Origin of the sequence: Edaphocola aurantiacus, assembly GCF_019797745.1 — a bacterium.
Classification (GTDB): Bacteria; Bacteroidota; Bacteroidia; order Chitinophagales; family Chitinophagaceae; genus Edaphocola; species Edaphocola aurantiacus.
Window position 1 is genome coordinate 268588 of sequence record NZ_VOSI01000001.1, and the last position, 17645, is coordinate 286232.

The 17645-nt window shown below is 44.9% G+C and carries 15 protein-coding genes; 10 read left to right on the forward strand and 5 right to left on the reverse strand.

What is annotated here, in order from left to right; all coding sequences use genetic code 11:
• Complete coding sequence (locus tag FTD44_RS01125; RefSeq protein WP_222164783.1) at positions 1-2292, forward strand: hypothetical protein; 2292 nt, start codon at positions 1-3, stop codon at positions 2290-2292.
• Positions 2293-2368: 76 nt separating this feature from the next.
• Here the strand turns inward: FTD44_RS01125 and FTD44_RS01130 are convergent, their stop codons facing one another.
• On the reverse strand, positions 2369-2941 hold the full coding sequence (locus FTD44_RS01130) for a fasciclin domain-containing protein (RefSeq protein ID WP_246625305.1): 573 nt from the start codon (positions 2939-2941) through the stop codon (positions 2369-2371).
• Positions 2942-3032: 91 nt separating this feature from the next.
• Positions 3033-3524: a peptide-methionine (R)-S-oxide reductase MsrB gene (gene msrB, locus FTD44_RS01135; RefSeq protein ID WP_222164784.1), complete on the reverse strand. Its 492-nt coding sequence runs from the start codon at positions 3522-3524 to the stop codon at positions 3033-3035.
• Positions 3525-3642: 118 nt separating this feature from the next.
• On the opposite strand from msrB, the gene FTD44_RS01140 reads away from it, so the two are divergent.
• The 8 genes from FTD44_RS01140 to FTD44_RS01175 all read left to right on the forward strand — a co-directional run bounded on the left by FTD44_RS01140 (position 3643) and on the right by FTD44_RS01175 (position 12366).
• The gene (locus FTD44_RS01140; protein ID WP_246625306.1) at positions 3643-4245 is read left to right on the forward strand and encodes an RNA polymerase sigma factor; all 603 of its coding nucleotides are present in this window, start codon (positions 3643-3645) and stop codon (positions 4243-4245) included.
• Positions 4246-4294: 49 nt separating this feature from the next.
• Positions 4295-5086, forward strand: a complete 792-nt coding sequence (locus tag FTD44_RS01145; RefSeq protein WP_222164785.1) for an anti-sigma factor — start codon at positions 4295-4297, stop codon at positions 5084-5086.
• A 144-nt stretch (positions 5087-5230) separates the two neighbouring features.
• Complete coding sequence (locus tag FTD44_RS01150) at positions 5231-5668, forward strand: Fur family transcriptional regulator (protein ID WP_222164786.1); 438 nt, start codon at positions 5231-5233, stop codon at positions 5666-5668.
• A gap of 55 nt (positions 5669-5723) precedes the next feature.
• The gene (locus FTD44_RS01155) at positions 5724-7679 is read left to right on the forward strand and encodes a heavy metal translocating P-type ATPase (RefSeq protein ID WP_222164787.1); all 1956 of its coding nucleotides are present in this window, start codon (positions 5724-5726) and stop codon (positions 7677-7679) included.
• 63 nt (positions 7680-7742) lie between these two features.
• On the forward strand, positions 7743-8849 hold the full coding sequence (locus tag FTD44_RS01160) for an FUSC family protein (protein WP_222164788.1): 1107 nt from the start codon (positions 7743-7745) through the stop codon (positions 8847-8849).
• Positions 8850-9186: 337 nt separating this feature from the next.
• A complete protein-coding gene (locus tag FTD44_RS01165) occupies positions 9187-11127 on the forward strand; it encodes an SPFH domain-containing protein (protein WP_222164789.1) in 1941 nt (646 codons plus the stop codon).
• 96 nt (positions 11128-11223) lie between these two features.
• Positions 11224-11757, forward strand: coding sequence for a Crp/Fnr family transcriptional regulator (locus FTD44_RS01170; RefSeq protein ID WP_222164790.1), 534 nt, complete (start codon positions 11224-11226; stop codon positions 11755-11757).
• A 57-nt stretch (positions 11758-11814) separates the two neighbouring features.
• Positions 11815-12366: a DinB family protein gene (locus FTD44_RS01175; protein ID WP_222164791.1), complete on the forward strand. Its 552-nt coding sequence runs from the start codon at positions 11815-11817 to the stop codon at positions 12364-12366.
• A gap of 3 nt (positions 12367-12369) precedes the next feature.
• On the opposite strand, the gene FTD44_RS01180 is transcribed toward FTD44_RS01175, so the two are convergent.
• Positions 12370-13197: a 2OG-Fe(II) oxygenase gene (locus FTD44_RS01180; protein ID WP_222164792.1), complete on the reverse strand. Its 828-nt coding sequence runs from the start codon at positions 13195-13197 to the stop codon at positions 12370-12372.
• Between the two features lie 129 nt (positions 13198-13326).
• Entirely contained in the window at positions 13327-14784 is a 1458-nt protein-coding gene (locus FTD44_RS01185; RefSeq protein ID WP_222164793.1) for a hypothetical protein, read from the reverse strand.
• A gap of 312 nt (positions 14785-15096) precedes the next feature.
• On the opposite strand from FTD44_RS01185, the gene FTD44_RS01190 reads away from it, so the two are divergent.
• On the forward strand, positions 15097-16725 hold the full coding sequence (locus tag FTD44_RS01190; RefSeq protein ID WP_222164794.1) for an ABC-F family ATP-binding cassette domain-containing protein: 1629 nt from the start codon (positions 15097-15099) through the stop codon (positions 16723-16725).
• A 337-nt stretch (positions 16726-17062) separates the two neighbouring features.
• On the opposite strand, the gene FTD44_RS01195 is transcribed toward FTD44_RS01190, so the two are convergent.
• Positions 17063-17632, reverse strand: a complete 570-nt coding sequence (locus tag FTD44_RS01195) for an NADPH-dependent FMN reductase (protein ID WP_222164795.1) — start codon at positions 17630-17632, stop codon at positions 17063-17065.
• Between the last annotated feature and the right edge of the window lie 13 nt (positions 17633-17645).

A 17645-nucleotide genomic window follows, 5' to 3' on the forward strand; every position in this document is an offset into this window, starting at 1 on the left:
ATGGCAGGCACACAAACTCACGGCTTCGATATGGTTATCGAGATCAGTACGCTAACCATACAGAATTTACTGTCTGCAACCTTCGATAATGATGGTTTATTAGGCAGTCTGCTTCCCGGCACAATCGGGAGCCTGGACGGATTCGGATTATCCGTTGACTTCAACCGCCCTTCCGGCATTCCGGCTAGCGCAGTTAATCCGGTTCGTCTTTTATTTAATTTAAACTTCAGCAGTGGCAACTCCGGCACACTGGAAGTTGTGGTCGGCATGGACGTAGACCGTACAGACAGCGATTTTGATAAAGTCATTCTCGATTTCATCAATAAAATATACCGCTGTACCCTGAGTGTTTCAGGAATACCGACTGCGATCACTAATGTTGCTGCAACATTTATCCAGGATAAGCTGAACAATAATAACATTCCGCTGATCCCGATCCCAGTCAACAGAACCAGTACCAGCACCACTTCTATTACAAGAGCAGATGTCAAAGTAATCGATGACAGTACTGCTACGAATAATGATGCTATCGGTATTATGCTGACCTATGGCGGCGGTGCAGCAGGTAATATTAATGATTTCACCTCGGCCTTCGCCCGCGAGGGTGCAGGAGCAGCAGTAGCCATTAATTTCGACTGGATCTGCAGGAACATCAGTCCGCGCATAGAAAGCGGCATTGGTCTTCCGGCGGGCTCTTTCTCCGGTTGTACCTTCAATGGCAACTTCGAAATCCGCGATGGGGTAAGGCTTACCAATCTGTCCGTAAGGCCGGCAGATGATCATATCGTACTCTCCGGACGCGTCGCGAAAAGTGGCTTCTGTTATGAGGCCAGCGGCTCGTTCACTGCAAGAATACGGGTAGCTATTGTAGGCGGAGAGCTGCGCGTCAGCTTTGAAACCGACAACCCGGATATAGATCTTGACATCCCCTGGTATTGCTGGATTGGCGCTGCTGTACTCGGTGCCCTGCTGGGTGGTATAATATTCGGTGTAACCGGAACCATTGTCGGTGCTATCATCGTTCCGTTACTACTCTGGATCGCACAATCTGTAATCGAGTCTACCATTGAAAACATTACCGGGCAGGTAACGGATTCGATCAACGGCATTGATGATATCAATATACAGCTGGTGGGTATTGACACGATACTGGATCAGGCCTTTATTGATGACCTTACGGTCACCTACGATATGTCGCCCAGAGAGTACTGGCCGGTTAAGTCGGAAGGTGTACTGACGGTACGCAGCGGTCAATATTTCGACCTGGATAACGGCATCATTAAAAATGAGCAATTCGGAGGTGCAGACCTGCGCCTGGAGGGCTGGGAACAGAGCCGAAACCTGAAGGTATTGTGCGGTAGTGCTATAGCAACTTTGGCCAATGGCAAACCGTTCTCCTCTATGAGGCACTTTGACCTGCTGATGCTCAGCTATGGCATAACTGGTAATCTGCCACTGCCTTACTTCGCCAATTATGTGCCCATACCGTTTATTTCAGATCAGTATTTTGAAACGGGACGCATTACAGCCATTAGAACATCCGACAATGCTTTGGGCCTCTTCGTAGTTATCAATGTAACGAGGGATGAGTTTATCATCCGGTATAAAACCTATAAATCTGATATCTATACGATCGACTTCAGCGGCAACTTCAGTTGCAAACCGTTCCGTTTCTTTGATGAACACATCAAACTGGAAGAGGTCAGCTATATAGATGCCCGTAACATCAACAATAAAATGCAGGAACGCCTGACTGCCCTGGCCACACAAGCGCAGAAAAGCGTTGCTCATGTAATGCGCACTGCAGTACCATCGGGCGCAACTGTAAACAAAATGGAGCGCCTGCCGGTAATGGTAGATGAAAACATCCTTAAAGCACAGATCATGCAGGTGAATAAACCTGCCGGTAACTGGATCGGGCGTTATATTACGGTGCGGGATAAAAAGACGGCCAACTTTACAGCCAGAATAAATGGCAACCTGCAGGTAACAACCTATACCTGGGTGGTTGATGGGCATGCGCTGGGCCAGCAGGCCAGTGGTGTAGTTAAAGTCAAAAATGAAGATTTTGAGTATACAACCAATGGCAAAACCCTCACACTGGGCTCCAAGTCAGCCGCTGAACTGGATGTTCCGATCAAACTGATGGTGACTTTCGACAATGGTATTGCCGACTCGATCATCAAATGTATACCGTACAAAAACACCTGTGTCAGAACCCAGAGAATAGTTCCTTCTATAGGTGAGTACCTCGCCAAATTCGACAAAGAATACGGAATTGTGAGGATCTAAAAGGATATTGACCCCTATATACAGCAACAGCCCGGTAAGACTACCGGGCTGTTTTTACACTAAAATAATACCAAACTTATGGCATCAAAACTTGGTCAATCACATGGATCACTCCATTGGACTGATTTACATCGGCAATAGTTACTTTAGCATCATTGCCTTTATGGTCTCTAACATACAAGTCTTTTCCTTTGGTCCAGAAAGTCAGTTGCTCTCCCTGTACTGTTTTCATGGTGGCTTTACCACCGCCTTTCTTTACCGCATCCCAGATCATCTGCGCGCTGAAGCGGCCAGGCAATACATGATAAGTAAGAATAGTCGTAAGCTGAGCTTTATTTTCTGGTTTCACCAGCGTTTCTACTGTACCTTTAGGCAGTTTGTCAAATGCAGCATTGGTTGGTGCCAGTACTGTAAATGGTCCTGCAGATGATAAAGTTTCTACCAGTCCGGCAGCCTTTACTGCTGCAACCAGTGTAGTATGGTCTTTAGAATTAACAGCATTCTCTACGATATTTTTAGAAGGATACATTGGCGCTCCTCCGACCATTACGGTTTTTTCTTTAGCCATTTTCTGTGCCTGCACAGCTGTACCAAATGTGCAGCTCATAGCCAGCATACCTAATGCGATAATTTTTGTGCTTGTTTTCATGTTTTTACATTTAATGAGATGAATGTTGTTGTTTGATTGTTTGATGTTATCTACGAGAAACAGAAGGACCCGGTTTTTATTTTTCAAAAAATTATTTCTGATCCGGTTCAAACTCCAGGCTTACAGAGTTCATACAAAACCGCTTTCCTGTAGGCGCAGGACCATCATCAAATACATGACCCAGGTGCGCATCACAACGGCCGCACAATACTTCTGTACGGGTCATATTATAGGAATAGTCTTCTTTATACCGTACACTGTTTGGGCGCAGTGTTTCAAAGAAAGAAGGCCAGCCACAGGTGGTTGCAAATTTTGAGGTAGAGCGGAATAATGGATTACCGCAGGCGGCACAGTAATACGTACCTTTCACATCAAACTCATAATATTTTCCGGTAAATGCCATTTCAGTCTCTCCCTCCCTGGCTACGGCATATAGTTCCGGGCTCAGTACTTTTTTCCATGCTGCATTACTGATGGTTAACCTGGTGGTATCGGTACGGGAATAATATGGATTATGCAGCGGTGTATTCTGTGCTGTACTGTTACAGGCATACAGGCCCGTAAGGCCGGCTATCAGCGTCATACATATTATTTTAGCGACTTGCTTTTTCATTGCGGATGTAATTTATTTGTCTTCATCTACGAAAAGATTTCGCCAATGGTTTCAAAAAAACTTTGTCAGTCTGTTAATTTTTATACTTTTGTCCTACACACCGAACCAGGCGCTATTGAATCCGACCGTTAAACTCTCCGAAGAAGAACTGATCTCTTTATTGAAAAATAAAGATGAGAAGGCGTTTAATTATCTGTACGATAATTATTCGGGAGCTATCTATGGTCTTATTTTAAAAGTGGTGGTCGCTTCTGAATATGCCGAAGAGGTAATACAGGACGTGTTTCTGAAAATCTGGAAGAATATAGACCAGTATGATGCATCCAAAGGTCGCCTGTATACCTGGATGATCAATATTGCCCGGAATACGGCACTGGACTTTCTGAAGTCAAAAGGCTATCAGAATGAACAGAAAAACCAATCGCTCCACAATTTCGTACATAAGGATGATCCACCCATACTAGCCGGTCAGGTAGATGAAACGGGGATCAAACGAAGTGACCAGATCGGCATGAAAAATATAATATACAGCATGAAGAAAGAGTGGCAGGAGTTGATAGAGCTGGCATACTTCCAGGGATACACCCAGACCGAAATAGCAGAGAAGCTCAACATCCCGATTGGTACCGTGAAAACCCGAACACGGAACGCATTAACTGAATTAAGAAAATTATTAAAAGACTACGAGTAAATTGGATATCCAGGCTTACATATCATCAGGTATTATAGAGGCATATGTCATGGGACTCGCTACAGAAGAAGAAATTCAGATTCTGCAGTGTGTACAGAAGCATAATGCTGAAGTAAGACAGGCCGTGCTGGATGCGCAGTTAAGCCTTGAGGGGCTGGCTACGCAAGAGGCCGTGCCTCCACCTGCGCACCTGAAAGCAGCCATCTGGTCCAAAATACAGGCAGAAGAAGCCTCTTCTGCACAAGAGGAACGCATCGTTTCTGCTCCGGCAACTCCTGGTAATACTACTGCATTTATACCTGCTACTCCAGAAGTAACAACTGGCGGAGCGAAACAGAATATCTTCCGTCCCCTTGCCCTGGCCGCATCTCTCTTGTTACTGGTAAGTATTGCAGGCCTTACATACCTGGTCCGCGAACAGAACAGCATGAAAACGCAGCTGGCAGCTGTACAGCAAAAGCAGCAGTATACTGCTCTTGCCTATAATCAACTGCAACGGAAATGGGACATGAGCAGCAATCCGGAAATGAAAACGGTAATGCTGAAAGGCGTGGAAAAACACCCGGGTATGAAAGCTATGGTTTATGTAGACAATAAAACCAAGCAGACATACCTGAGTCTTGAGAACCTGCCGAAGGCGCCGGAAAATATGCAATACCAGTTATGGGCCATTGTAGATGGCAAACCGGTAGATGCCGGTATGTATGACCAGCAATCGGGTGACATGGTACAGAAAATGTATATTATCGAGCATGCCCAGGCATTTGCCATTACCCTGGAACATGCAGGGGGCAGCCCTACTCCGACTATGGAGAATATGTATGTAATGGGCGAAATCTAACACAATATTTGATTTTATTTAAACAATACCCGGCCTTTGCGCCGGGTATTGTTCTATGAGCACTTTTGCAATAGCTATAGGTAAAATGCAACCGGGTTGCAGGGCAGATCATGTATCTTTGTATACACAGTAAAAGCTAAGTTTATGAACGCCGGACAGAATGATGAACGTAACGTGCAGATCCTGCTGAACAAAGAGATTCAGCCTACAGCCATGCGCCTGCTTACCCTGGAATATTTGCTGGAGCAGCAGGCTGCAGTATCGCTTGCTGATATAGAATTGCACTTTCACAAAGCAGACCGTATAACCCTGTACCGCACCCTGAAAACATTTGAACAGAAGGGAGTGATCCATAGCATACAGGAACAACAGGTAACCAAATACCTGCTTTGCGATGAGTCCTGCGCCACCGGTATACATCATGATGATCACCTGCACTTTTTCTGTACCAAATGTAGAAACACCACCTGCCTGCACCAGGTAGACCTTTCTGTAATGAGCCTGCCACCAGGCTTTTCTGTAGTACAATGGCACTTCTCCGCTTCCGGCATCTGTGACCGTTGCGCCGGAACAATGCAATAACATTGCATATCCTGATGAGTACCTTTGTACAGAACAACAATAAAGAACAAGCATTATGACCCAACATACCGCCCCATCATGCAATTGCCACGATGATACTCCGGTCCTGAATACCCATGAAGGACATGATCATGACCAGAGTAACAGCACACAAACCTTCCGCTTCTTTCTTCCGGCAATCTTATCATTCATCATACTGTGCTTGGGCATTGTAATGGATAACTGGTGGCCACAGGCCTGGTTCTTCGGACCGGTAAGACTGCTCTGGTATATTGTAGCGTATATTCCGGTGGGCATTCCGGTACTGCGGGATGCCTTAAAAAGCATTCGTAAAGGAGATGTGTTCTCAGAGTTTTTGCTGATGGCCATAGCCACCATAGGGGCATTCAGCATTGGCGAGTACCCGGAAGGCGTTGCAGTGATGCTGTTTTACTCAATAGGAGAAGTATTTCAGGGCATGGCCGTACGCCGTGCTAAAGCCAATATCAAATCACTGCTGGATCAGCGACCAGATGTAGTAACTATTGTGGTGAATAATGAATATAGTACCATTAAGGCAAACCAGGCAGAAATCGACCAGGTGATCCGTTTAAAACCCGGAGAGCAGTTGGCACTTGATGGCGTCCTCTTGTCTGACACCGCATCATTTAATACTGCTGCACTGACCGGAGAGAGCAAACCTGACACCAAAACGAAAGGGGAAACAGTACTGGCCGGGATGATCAACCTCAATAGTGTATCACAGGTGCGTATTACAACCGCATATGCCGACAGCAAGCTCAGCAAAATACTGGAACTCGTACAGAACGCAACGGCACAGAAAGCACCGACAGAACTATTCATCCGCAAATTTGCCCGCGTATATACACCCATCGTAGTGTTGCTGGCGGCACTAATATGTTTGCTGCCCATGCTGTTTATGGAGCACTACAATTTTCAGCAATGGCTATACCGTGCGCTGGTGTTCCTGGTGATCTCCTGTCCCTGTGCGCTGGTCATTTCTATCCCGCTTGGTTATTTCGGAGGCATCGGGGCAGCCAGTAAGCGCGGCATACTCTTCAAGGGCAGTAACTTCCTCGACCTTATGGCCAATATTGACCATGTAGTGATGGACAAAACCGGCACGCTTACCGAAGGTGTCTTTGAAGTGCAGGATGTTGTATTTGCACCCGGCACTGATACAACCCGCATACTGCAACTGGTCAATGCCCTGGAGCAGAACAGTACACATCCGGTTGCGACGGCCATTCACCAGTATGTAGGGAACGATTCCGTAAGTATCAACCTAACCGATATTACGGAAATACCCGGAAAGGGATTAAGTGCCCTGCATGAGGGCAAACCCTTACTGGTAGGCAACTTCAAACTACTCGACCATTTTAACATCACTTACAATACAGACATTTCTGCTATTGTATATACGACTATTGCGGTAGCCTACGAGGGTAAGTATATCGGCTACCTGACGATTGCCGATAAAATCAAAGAAGACGCAGCAAAGGCCATCCAGCAATTGCATCAGCTGGGTGTACAGACCACTATGCTCAGCGGAGACAAACATACGGTGGTGCAGTATGTTGCCCAAACGCTTAATATTAATAATGCTTACGGAGACTTACTTCCTGAAGATAAGGTGAATAAGGTAAAAGCCTTAAAGACACCACAGAAGCGTATTGCCTTTGTGGGTGACGGGGTAAATGATGCACCAGTAGTTGCTTTAAGTGATGTGGGTATTGCTATGGGTGGATTGGGCAGCGATGCGACCATTGAAACAGCAGATGTGGTGATCCAGGACGATCAGCCATCCAAAATACCAATGGCCATACGCATCGGGAAAGCTACCAGAAAGATTGTGTGGCAGAATATAGGTCTTGCATTCGGGGTAAAAGCTGTTGTGCTGATCCTGGGTGCCGGTGGCCTGGCTACAATGTGGGAGGCAGTGTTTGCAGATGTGGGTGTGGCACTGCTGGCTATTGTAAATGCCATACGCATACAGCATAAGCAGTTTTAGCGATCTTACATCCTCGAGGGAAAATATTAATTTTGCAAAGAACCATAGGATAGTTTTAGGGATATGAGTACAGAAAGACCAGGCTTCCGCCAGGAGCTGCGCAAAGAGATCAGGGCATTCTTCCATTTGAACAAGAGTAATCGTGTCTGGCACATTCCGGTACTGGCGGCCTTATCGGTAGGTATACCCCTGATCATTGGTTTGTGCACCGGTAACCTGAAGAACAGCCTGGTGTCCAGTATGGGTGGATTGGTGATCCTGTACTATGCTCCTTCCCTACCCCTGGCCAATCGCATGATTACCCTGCTGACCTGCGCCTTTGGTTTTATGCTCTCCTATACTATTGGTCTATTTTTCAGTTTCAATCCTTATGTTTCTGCGATGGTATTTGGCCTCTGGGCAATGGCTGCACACTGGATCGTGTCCTTCTTCAAAACGAAACCTCCCGGTAATTTTTTCTTTATCATGATGGCTTCTATGGCCAGCTGTCAGCCTTTTGACCTTTCGGTCATACCACAGAAAATAGGCCTGCTGGGACTGGGCTCTATGCTGGCCTGCCTGCTGGGCCTGACCTATGGCCTGCTGATGCTGCGTAAACAGGCTCCGGCATCTTCACAGAATATATCCGTTACCATAAGAAACAATCAATACACTTCCCTTGTAGAATCCGGTATTATGGGCCTGTTCATGTTCGCAGCACTGCTGACGGGTCATTTACTCGCCTTTAAAAATCCGTACTGGATACCTATTTCCTGCCTGGCAGTGATGCAGGGTGTATCCCGTGTACATATCTGGCGCCGTGCAGTACACCGCGTTATCGGTACATTGGTAGGACTGGGCTTATGCTGGCTGGCATTGTCTATCAGCAAAACCCCGCTCAGTATCTGCATCAGCATTATTGTACTGCAATTTGTGGTAGAACTGCTGATCGGCCGTCACTATGCACTGGCTGTGATCTTTATTACACCCATGACCCTATTACTGGCAGAGGCAGCCAATCCGTTGGTGCAGGATCCCAATCACCTGCTGAGTGCACGCATAACTGATATACTGGTTGGTAGCCTGATCGGTGCTATAGGTGGCTGGTTTATCTATCATGAAAAAATACGCCAGGGAGCCGTACGACAGATCCGCAAGACAAGGATATTCATTCATAGAAGGCAGGTATAGTCCCCGCAAATCCACTATCCTTCAGCATTCCAGGCTATAGGAAAATCATTAACAAAACAATTACATCGTTTTCGTGTTAATGATTTTTTTGTTTGTTCAAAACACATATATCTTTGTGGTACAAATCACAACACGGTGAACACACTCAAGCCCATTCTGTTTATTACGGCTTACATACTGCACAAGTTTAACACCTCTCCTCCGAAAGTGTAAACATCCCCTTATTTAATATTTATGGAGTACCGATAGCCATTCTTGCGTCTATTGCACACTCCTACCCTGAAGCATATGCTTCGGGAATGACCTTTTATTTTTCATACTAAAAACAATCATAATTATGTTTTCATTTTTACTTGCGCATAAAGCGCTGAGCATTATTCTCATCTTGCTTCTGGTCTGTGCAGTGCTGCACAAATTTATTTTACGCGTCCTGTTGGGTATGGTCATCGTACCGGAGAACAGGATCGGTATGGTCACTAAAAAATTCGTACTCTTCGGTGCTGCCAAATCACTACCCGATGGCCGCATCATTGCCACTAAAGGCGAAGCGGGCTTCCAGGCCAAAACGCTTGCTCCCGGCCTGTATTGGGGTATGTGGATATGGCAGTACAGCATAGATATGCAACCCTTTATCGTGATACCGGAAGGTAAGATCGGACTGGTATTGTCTAAAGATGGTGCTGAAATCCCTACAGGACGTATCCTGGCACGTAAGATCTCCTGCGATAATTTCCAGGATGCAGAGAAGTTCCTGCAGAATGGCGGACAGCGTGGCCGTCAGACGGAATTTATCACTGCCGGTTCATACCGTATCAATACTTATCTTTTTGAAATCACGGTTACCGACCAGATTACCATCAGCGAAAACCGCGTAGGTATTATTACTACGCTGGACGGTGACCCGCTGCCTTCCGGACAGATTGCCGGACAACATGTAGGCGGCCACAACAACTTCCAGGATATAGACACCTTCCTGGGTCAGGGTGGGAACCGTGGTCTGCAGCCACAGGTCATTCTTGCCGGTTCTTATTACATCAACCCATGGGCAGTACAGATCGAAGAAAGGGTGATGACGGAAGTACCTATCGGCCATGTAGGTGTGGTGATCAGCTATATAGGTGAAGACGGAAAGGATGTAACCGGTGAAAATTTCAGACATGGTAATATTGTGCAGAAAGGATTCCGTGGCGTATGGCTTGAGCCCCTGGGACCGGGTAAATACCCGATCAATGTGTATACGATGAAGGTAGAGCTGGTACCGACGACCAACCTGGTACTGAACTGGGCTAATGCCCGCAGTGAGGCGCATGCACTGGACAAAAACCTGTCTACGATTACCGTTCGGTCCAAAGACGGTTTCCCGTTCAACCTGGATGTGGCACAAATCATACACGTTCCGGCCAATGAGGCTCCAAAAGTAATTGCCCGATTCGGTAGCATGAACAACCTGGTATCGCAGGTACTGGAACCGACCATTGGTAACTATTTCCGTAACTCGGCACAGGATAGTGATGTGATCAACTTCCTTACCTCACGTAAAGAAAGACAGGATGCTGCTAAAAACCATATCCGCCAAGTGCTGGATGAGTATAACGTAAATGCAGTGGATACCCTGATCGGGGATATCGTACCTCCGGAGGCGCTGATGAAAACCCTTACCGACCGTAAGATTGCGGAAGAGGAGCAAAAGACCTACCAGACACAGAGAATGGCACAGGAGCAACGCCAGGGTGTAGAAAAAGAAACAGCCATTGCCGATATGCAGAAAGAGATTGTAAAAGCACAGCAAAGTGTAGAAATCTCTCAACGTACTGCCGATGCGACCGTTAAAAAAGCAGAGGGTGATGCGACCAGTATGAAACTGCAGGTAGACGCAGAAGCACAGGCGACCAAAATGAGGGCGCAGGCTGAAGCGGAGGCCACTAAAGCCCGTGCAGGTGCGCAGGCCGAGGCGACCAAACTGAATGCCAGTGCGGAAGCAGAACGCATTGCCAAAACCGGTAATGCCGAGGCAGAGAAAATTCTTGCGATTGGTAAATCTACCGCTGAGGCCTATGAACTGCAGGTTAAAGCGATGGGTGGCGATAACTTTACCCGTTATAAAATCACGGAAGAGATTGGTAAAAACCAGATCAAAGTCATTCCGGAAGTGCTGATCGGAGGTAACGGCGGCAATGACGGCCCTATGAGTGGTTTGCTGGGACTGAAACTGATGGAGATGATGGACAGTGATCGCACGATCAATAAGCCTAAGGACGATACTCCTGTAAATTCATAAACAGGATACAAATCCATTTTATACATATAAAGCGCTGCCCGAAAGGCAGCGCTTTATTGATTTTATAGTACATTTGAGGGTACCTAATCTTGTTTCATGCAACCCGCGGCATTACTGGATCTCCTTATTCAAAACGGCATTGCCATTCAACAGCAAGTATATGCCCGTAATGCCTATTTGTGTCATGCGGGAACAATGGCTACAGACATTTATTATATCGAAGAAGGATCAGTACAGGTTTATGTTACGGACCAGGACGAAGAGCAGATCATCCGCTTTGGATATGCGGGTAATATTATCGTAGCCCTGGACGCTTTCCTGACCGGACAACCGACCTCTTTTTATATGCAGGCAATCAAAAAAACGAAAGTGCATATCATCCGGAAGGAAGCGTTTATGCAATGGGTCTATTCAGACATTGCCTATACACAATTATGGGCCAGGCTGATGGAGGACCTGGTGGTACAACAGATGGAACGGGAGATAGACCTGCTTACTACGGCGCCTAAAACCCGCTATGAAAGAGTACTGGCCCGCAGTCCGCAATTATTCCAGCAGATCCCGAACAAATATATTGCCTCTTACCTGCGCATGAGCCCGGAAACCCTGTCCCGGCTTAAAAAGTCTTGATCTCAATCAATAATCATACGTAACAGGTTCCTGATCTTTGCATAAAGAAACTATTTTATGAAGATACAGACACAATTACTGATTGCAAATCTGAAACAGATTCTGGAGGAGCATAAACAACAGGCGAACTCGCTACTGGATTTACCGGATGCGGTGCTGAACTGGCGTGCAGCAGCAGAGAGCTGGAGTGTGCTGGAATGCCTGCAGCACCTGAATCTATACGGGCATTTCTACATTCCGGAGATCGGTAATGCTATAACTAAAAGCCGGTATGCGGCAACCACAACATTCCGTAGTGGATGGCTGGGCAATTATTTTGCCAACAGTATGTTGCCCAAGGCTAAGCTGAACAAGATGAAAACATTTACGGCTATGAATCCGATCCATAGCACATTAGACAAAACGGTTATTGAGGAATATATCCGTCAGCAGGAGCAATTACTGAACCTGCTGGTCAAAGCGGAAAAAGTAGACCTTGCCAAAACAAAGACAGGTATCAGCATCAGCAAACTCATCAGGCTAAGACTGGGCGATACATTCCGTTTCGTACTCAACCATGAGATGCGCCATATGCAGCAGGCTATGCGCTGCCTGCAACAGCAGCAGTAAGGTTTACTGATCTTTTTTATAGATATGTTTTGTCTCTACGATGCGCTTACCGGTAAGCTTGCGTATAAGGTTACGCAGTTTACGGTCCAGTGCCAGTAATATTTTCTTCACCGGCTCTTCGGGACGACCGTAGAAACTGGTCACATGAAAGTAGTTCCCATCTTCCAGTGAATGCGGAGAAAAATAATAATTGGATACACAGCAACGGCTGGACTCTGCAGTTACCTTGCTTACTGAATGAATAGAGGTTTTGTTGGTGATCATGAGTGCCAGGCGGTTAAATGCCGACACTATAGTTCGCTGTTGCTGTTCTGTACCATGATCCCACAATTCGAGATTACCCCCGTTTTCCAGGCTCCAGTCCGGCGATACATAATACAACAGGTTCAGTACCCGGTACAGGCTACGATCATTGTCATGTGAATTATCCAGATGCGGATTCAGGAAATTCCCTTTTGTCATCAGGCTGATGCCTCCGGCATACAGGTGCTCATCTGGACGCATATCCGGGATACCGGTTATGGACTCCACAATACGCACTACCCGCTCATCCTGGAAGGCATATATAATCTCTTCCAGCAATGGGTTGTACAGGTTCATCTGTGCCGCCACCTTTTTATATTCTCTTATAGACCGATGCTCCCCCATCTGTTCCGGGGTTGGAAACGCCTTGTAAATCTGCAAGGCAATCTCTTCCGGCAGCAAATTATCAATAGTGCAGGAATGAATTTTATCTGTCGCTTTGAAATTTTGCTCCAACTGGTCCTTCTCCTGTTCTAAACGTTTCAGGATCATATCGGCAAGCTGTACTCGGGTATATGGGCTGGTCATAAGATTTATTGGCTGATCATTATCTTGGCACTCAAAAGTACGTTTATTCCTTCAAATATATTGTCAGTTCTGATAGCCGGTTTTCGAAAAAATGGCATTCGGTATCAAGGAAATACCGGCTACATTGCATTACTTATAATGCTCCAGGTTGCTCTTAGTTGAAAATTGTTCCAGGCCTTCAAAAACTTTATATTCCTGGGTACTATCCAGATTGAAATAATGTTTATTTAAAAACACATTCGGCAATACATTAAAACAGGCATGAAAAGAGTCTGCGATTGGCCTGATCTCAAAGTTTTTATCAACGATTTTAAAGGTCACCAGAGGATCATATTTTTTCACGCCTGACAAGAGCATACTTTCTGTCGGCGTACCCCAGGTCATTACAAAATCGTTATTAGCCACTTGCTCATCTGCAACAATAAGTGCCTTATTGATGCCCTGATCGTGTAGTCTTGTGGTAATGGCATCCAGGTTTTCGAAACGGTGATGATAAAACTGATAGGAATCGAAAATGTAAAACAATCTGATGGCTACAATTATGGAAAAGATACCCAGCACCAGTTTCTTGTTCCGGAGCGCCTCAAAAATCTGCAGGACAAATGGTGTGGCGAGGATAATGGCTAAAGGCGCCCATTCATTTTCATAATAAAAGAGCATATTGCGGTCGTAAGCATCGGGATAAACGACACAAACCAGCACGAAATAGGCAAGACCAAACAGCAATACTAAGCCCAGCTGAATAAACTTTCTGTCTTTAATAAGCAATACAAACCCTGCCAATAAAATGGGAATGATAACCCAGTAATTATGCAGGAGTAATTTGGCAAATGTGACGGCATGCCCGGATGTAAACGCATTAAATAGGCTGTGCACACTCATATCATGAACATGTGACAGTTTCATGGAATCATACCATCCCGAATTACTGATCTGGTATCGCATGAATCCCAGTCCCAGTAATACCACAGAATAAATCCAGAATTTCTTGTCTTTCCATAATGCCTTTAAAGGACTATTGTCAACATTAAGGTACAACCATAAAAATGCAAATGGGAACAACATGATCATGTGGCATACCAATCCGAGAAAGGCAAAACTGCATAAGAGCACATGACTAAACCAACGATGAGGCTTCTGTTGATTGAAATACATGGCAAAAAACAGGAACATCCAGGTTATGCCCTGAAAAATCTCCCCTACCGTACAGAAATAACCATCGCTGATAAACAAAATCAGGTATAGACATAGTAAAATCGCAAATTGCTTTTGCTTCCATCGTAGCCCAATGATGAGGACCGCTACCAGGTAAAACAAATAAAACCCTACTGAAAAAATCATCAGTATAGACTTTAGTGACATGCCTAAATAACCGGCGCCCAAAACGCCTATCTGTGTAATAAAGGCACCTAATCTGAACTCTGTAAAAAAGAAAGTCTTTTTGCTCAGGATGTTTAAAATAAAGAAACTGGAATCAACAAACATTGTTCTCTCTTTATATGCCACAAGCGACAACAGTGTTAACAGCAGCAGAGAGATCAAAGAAATATTGTAGGCTATACCTATATTCTTGAGTTTATCATTCATTCCACGAAAATATTAAGGAGTTGCGATAAAAGAAGGATAATTAATGGGATTTATTTCAATGTCATTACCGCAGCGGGAAAATCCACCATGAAGAAGTGTACATGCTCATTGTTTCGATCATTCCATGAATATATAAAACCTATTATATATTATACATATTTACAAAGTGTAATACTATCAAATTGATCCATAAAGCAATTATTTATAAGCATGCTCTTATAGAATTATGGAATAATTGTTAAGAGTATATATAAATTTTATAATGGTCGATTATAGTCGTACCTTTGCGACCTCAAAATTTTCACAAACAAAATGATTAATGTAAATAACCTCTCCCTTCGTTATGGGAAACGTGTGCTATTCGAAGATGTAAACCTTAAGTTTACGGAAGGAAACTGCTATGGTATCATTGGTGCAAACGGAGCGGGCAAATCTACGTTCATAAAAATTTTGTCCGGAGAAATAGACCCAACAGGAGGAAAGGTAGATATCTCTAAAGGTATGCGTATGAGCGTACTGAAGCAGGATCACCACAAATATAATGAAACGCAGGTACTGGAAACCGTAATTATGGGTAATACAGAACTGTACAGTGTGATGAAGGAAAAGGATGCCATCTATGCTAAAGAAGACTTTACAGAAGAAGATGGTCTCCGTGCCGGCGAACTGGAAGGTATTTTTGCGGAAATGGACGGCTGGAATGCGGAAAGTGATGCCGCTACCCTGTTAAGCAACCTGGGTGTAAGCGAAAGCAAGCACTATGCTAATGTTCAGGACCTGGATGGTAATGAAAAAGTAAGGGTATTATTAGCACAAGCCCTGTTCGGTAACCCTGACATCCTGCTGCTCGATGAGCCTACGAATGACTTGGATCTGCAAACAATCGGCTGGCTGGAAAACTTCCTTGCTGATTATGACAAGATCGTATTGGTTGTATCGCATGATCGTCACTTCCTGGATACCGTATGTACACACGTTGCGGATATCGACTTCGGCAAGATCACTATCTTTACCGGTAACTACTCGTTCTGGTATGAATCAAGCCAGTTATTGTTAAAACAACGTACTGATCAGAATAAGAAAGCGGAAGATAAGATTGCTGAACTGAAAGAGTTCATTGCCCGTTTCTCGGCCAATGCCTCTAAATCTAAACAAGCAACCAGCCGTAAGAAAGCCCTGGACAAGATCAAACTGGAAGATATGACGGCATCTACCCGTAAATATCCAGCTATCCTGTTCAACAACCAGGTGCGTGAAGCCGGTGATCAGATCCTGGAAGTAAAAGGTCTGAGCAAAACATTGAATGGTGAAGTACTGTTCAAAGATGTGAGCTTCGATATGAAACGTGGTCAGAAACTGTCTGTATTATCAGAAAACTCTCTGGCAACAACTGCATTCTACAAAATCCTGAGCGGAGAAGATACTGATTTCGAAGGCGAATTCAAATGGGGTGTAACGATTACTCCTGCTTACCTGCCTGGTGACAATACTCCGTATTTTGAAGGTGTTGACCTGAACCTGGTAGACTGGTTACGTCAATACTCAGAAGAGAAGGACGAAACATTTATCCGTGGCTTCCTGGGACGCATGCTGTTCAGTGGTGAAGAAACACAGAAGAAATGTAATGTACTGTCCGGAGGAGAAAAAGTACGTTGTATGCTGAGTCGTATGATGATGCATAAAGGTAATCTGCTGATGTTTGATGAACCTACCAACCACTTAGACCTGGAGTCTATCACTGCATTGAACAATGGTATGAATGACTTCAGAGGTACGGTTATCTTCACTTCCCGTGACCATGAGCTGACCCAAACTGTTGCAGATCGTATCATTGAGATTTCTCCGAATGGCATGCTGGATAAAGACATGACCTTTGATGAGTACATCAGCGATGATCGTGTAGCGGCACAAAGAGAAGAATTACACAAGGTAAATGCTTAAGCGCAGTTACTGAATATATAAAAGATAAGGGCTTTGCATTTTGCAAAGCCCTTATCTTTTATAGCTAAATGTATATCGACCTTTAGGGAACAAAGTATAATTGCTATCTACTTACTCATTTGTACCTCATTTCTTTTGCTACCTTTTGCCTTGATGCAAAAGGTACCGCCAAAAAATCAAGGCTGTATAAATCCCTGGCTAAAAATCAATGTGTCGGTCGGTCGCAAACGCAGACTCGCTGCGCTCAGACAATGGTTTCCGACTTTATCGACCGAGCCAATGATTTTATTAACGCCGGATTTATAAGGCCTTTTAAAGCGATCCGTTCGAAAAAAGATCACTTTCCCTCTTCCTTATAACTCCCCTCTTCTACCTGTTGCTGGAAACGTTTGATTGTTTCTTCAAATCGGGCATTCATTTCCTCATCGGTAATCTTGCCTTCTTTGAAATTCTCATGAAACTTAGGCAGGGAAAAGGTCTCCAGTACATATGCTGCGAACTGCGGGAAGAATGTTTTTGCGGTATTCATTACATTACCACCACCGTATCCGCCCGGAGAAGTACTCATCAGCAGCATAGGTTTATGCTGAAATAGTTTAACCTCTATACGGCTGCACCAGTCATACAGATTTTTAAATGCGGCACTGTAACTGCGGTTGTGCTCTGCCAACGAACAAACGATCAGGTCTGCATCACCAATCTCTTTTAAAAAACGGTGGGCTTCCTCTGGGTAGCCCTGCTCTTTTTCTTTATCTACAGAAAAGAGTGGCATTTCAAAATCGTTCAGGTCCAGCAGGTTGATTTCATATGCTGATTCCGGAAAAAAGCGCAAGGCGTATTCCGTAAGTTGTTTATTGATCGAGTGCCGGCTGCTGCTTCCGGCAAAAGCGGTGATTTTCTTTTTCATATCTGTGCATCTG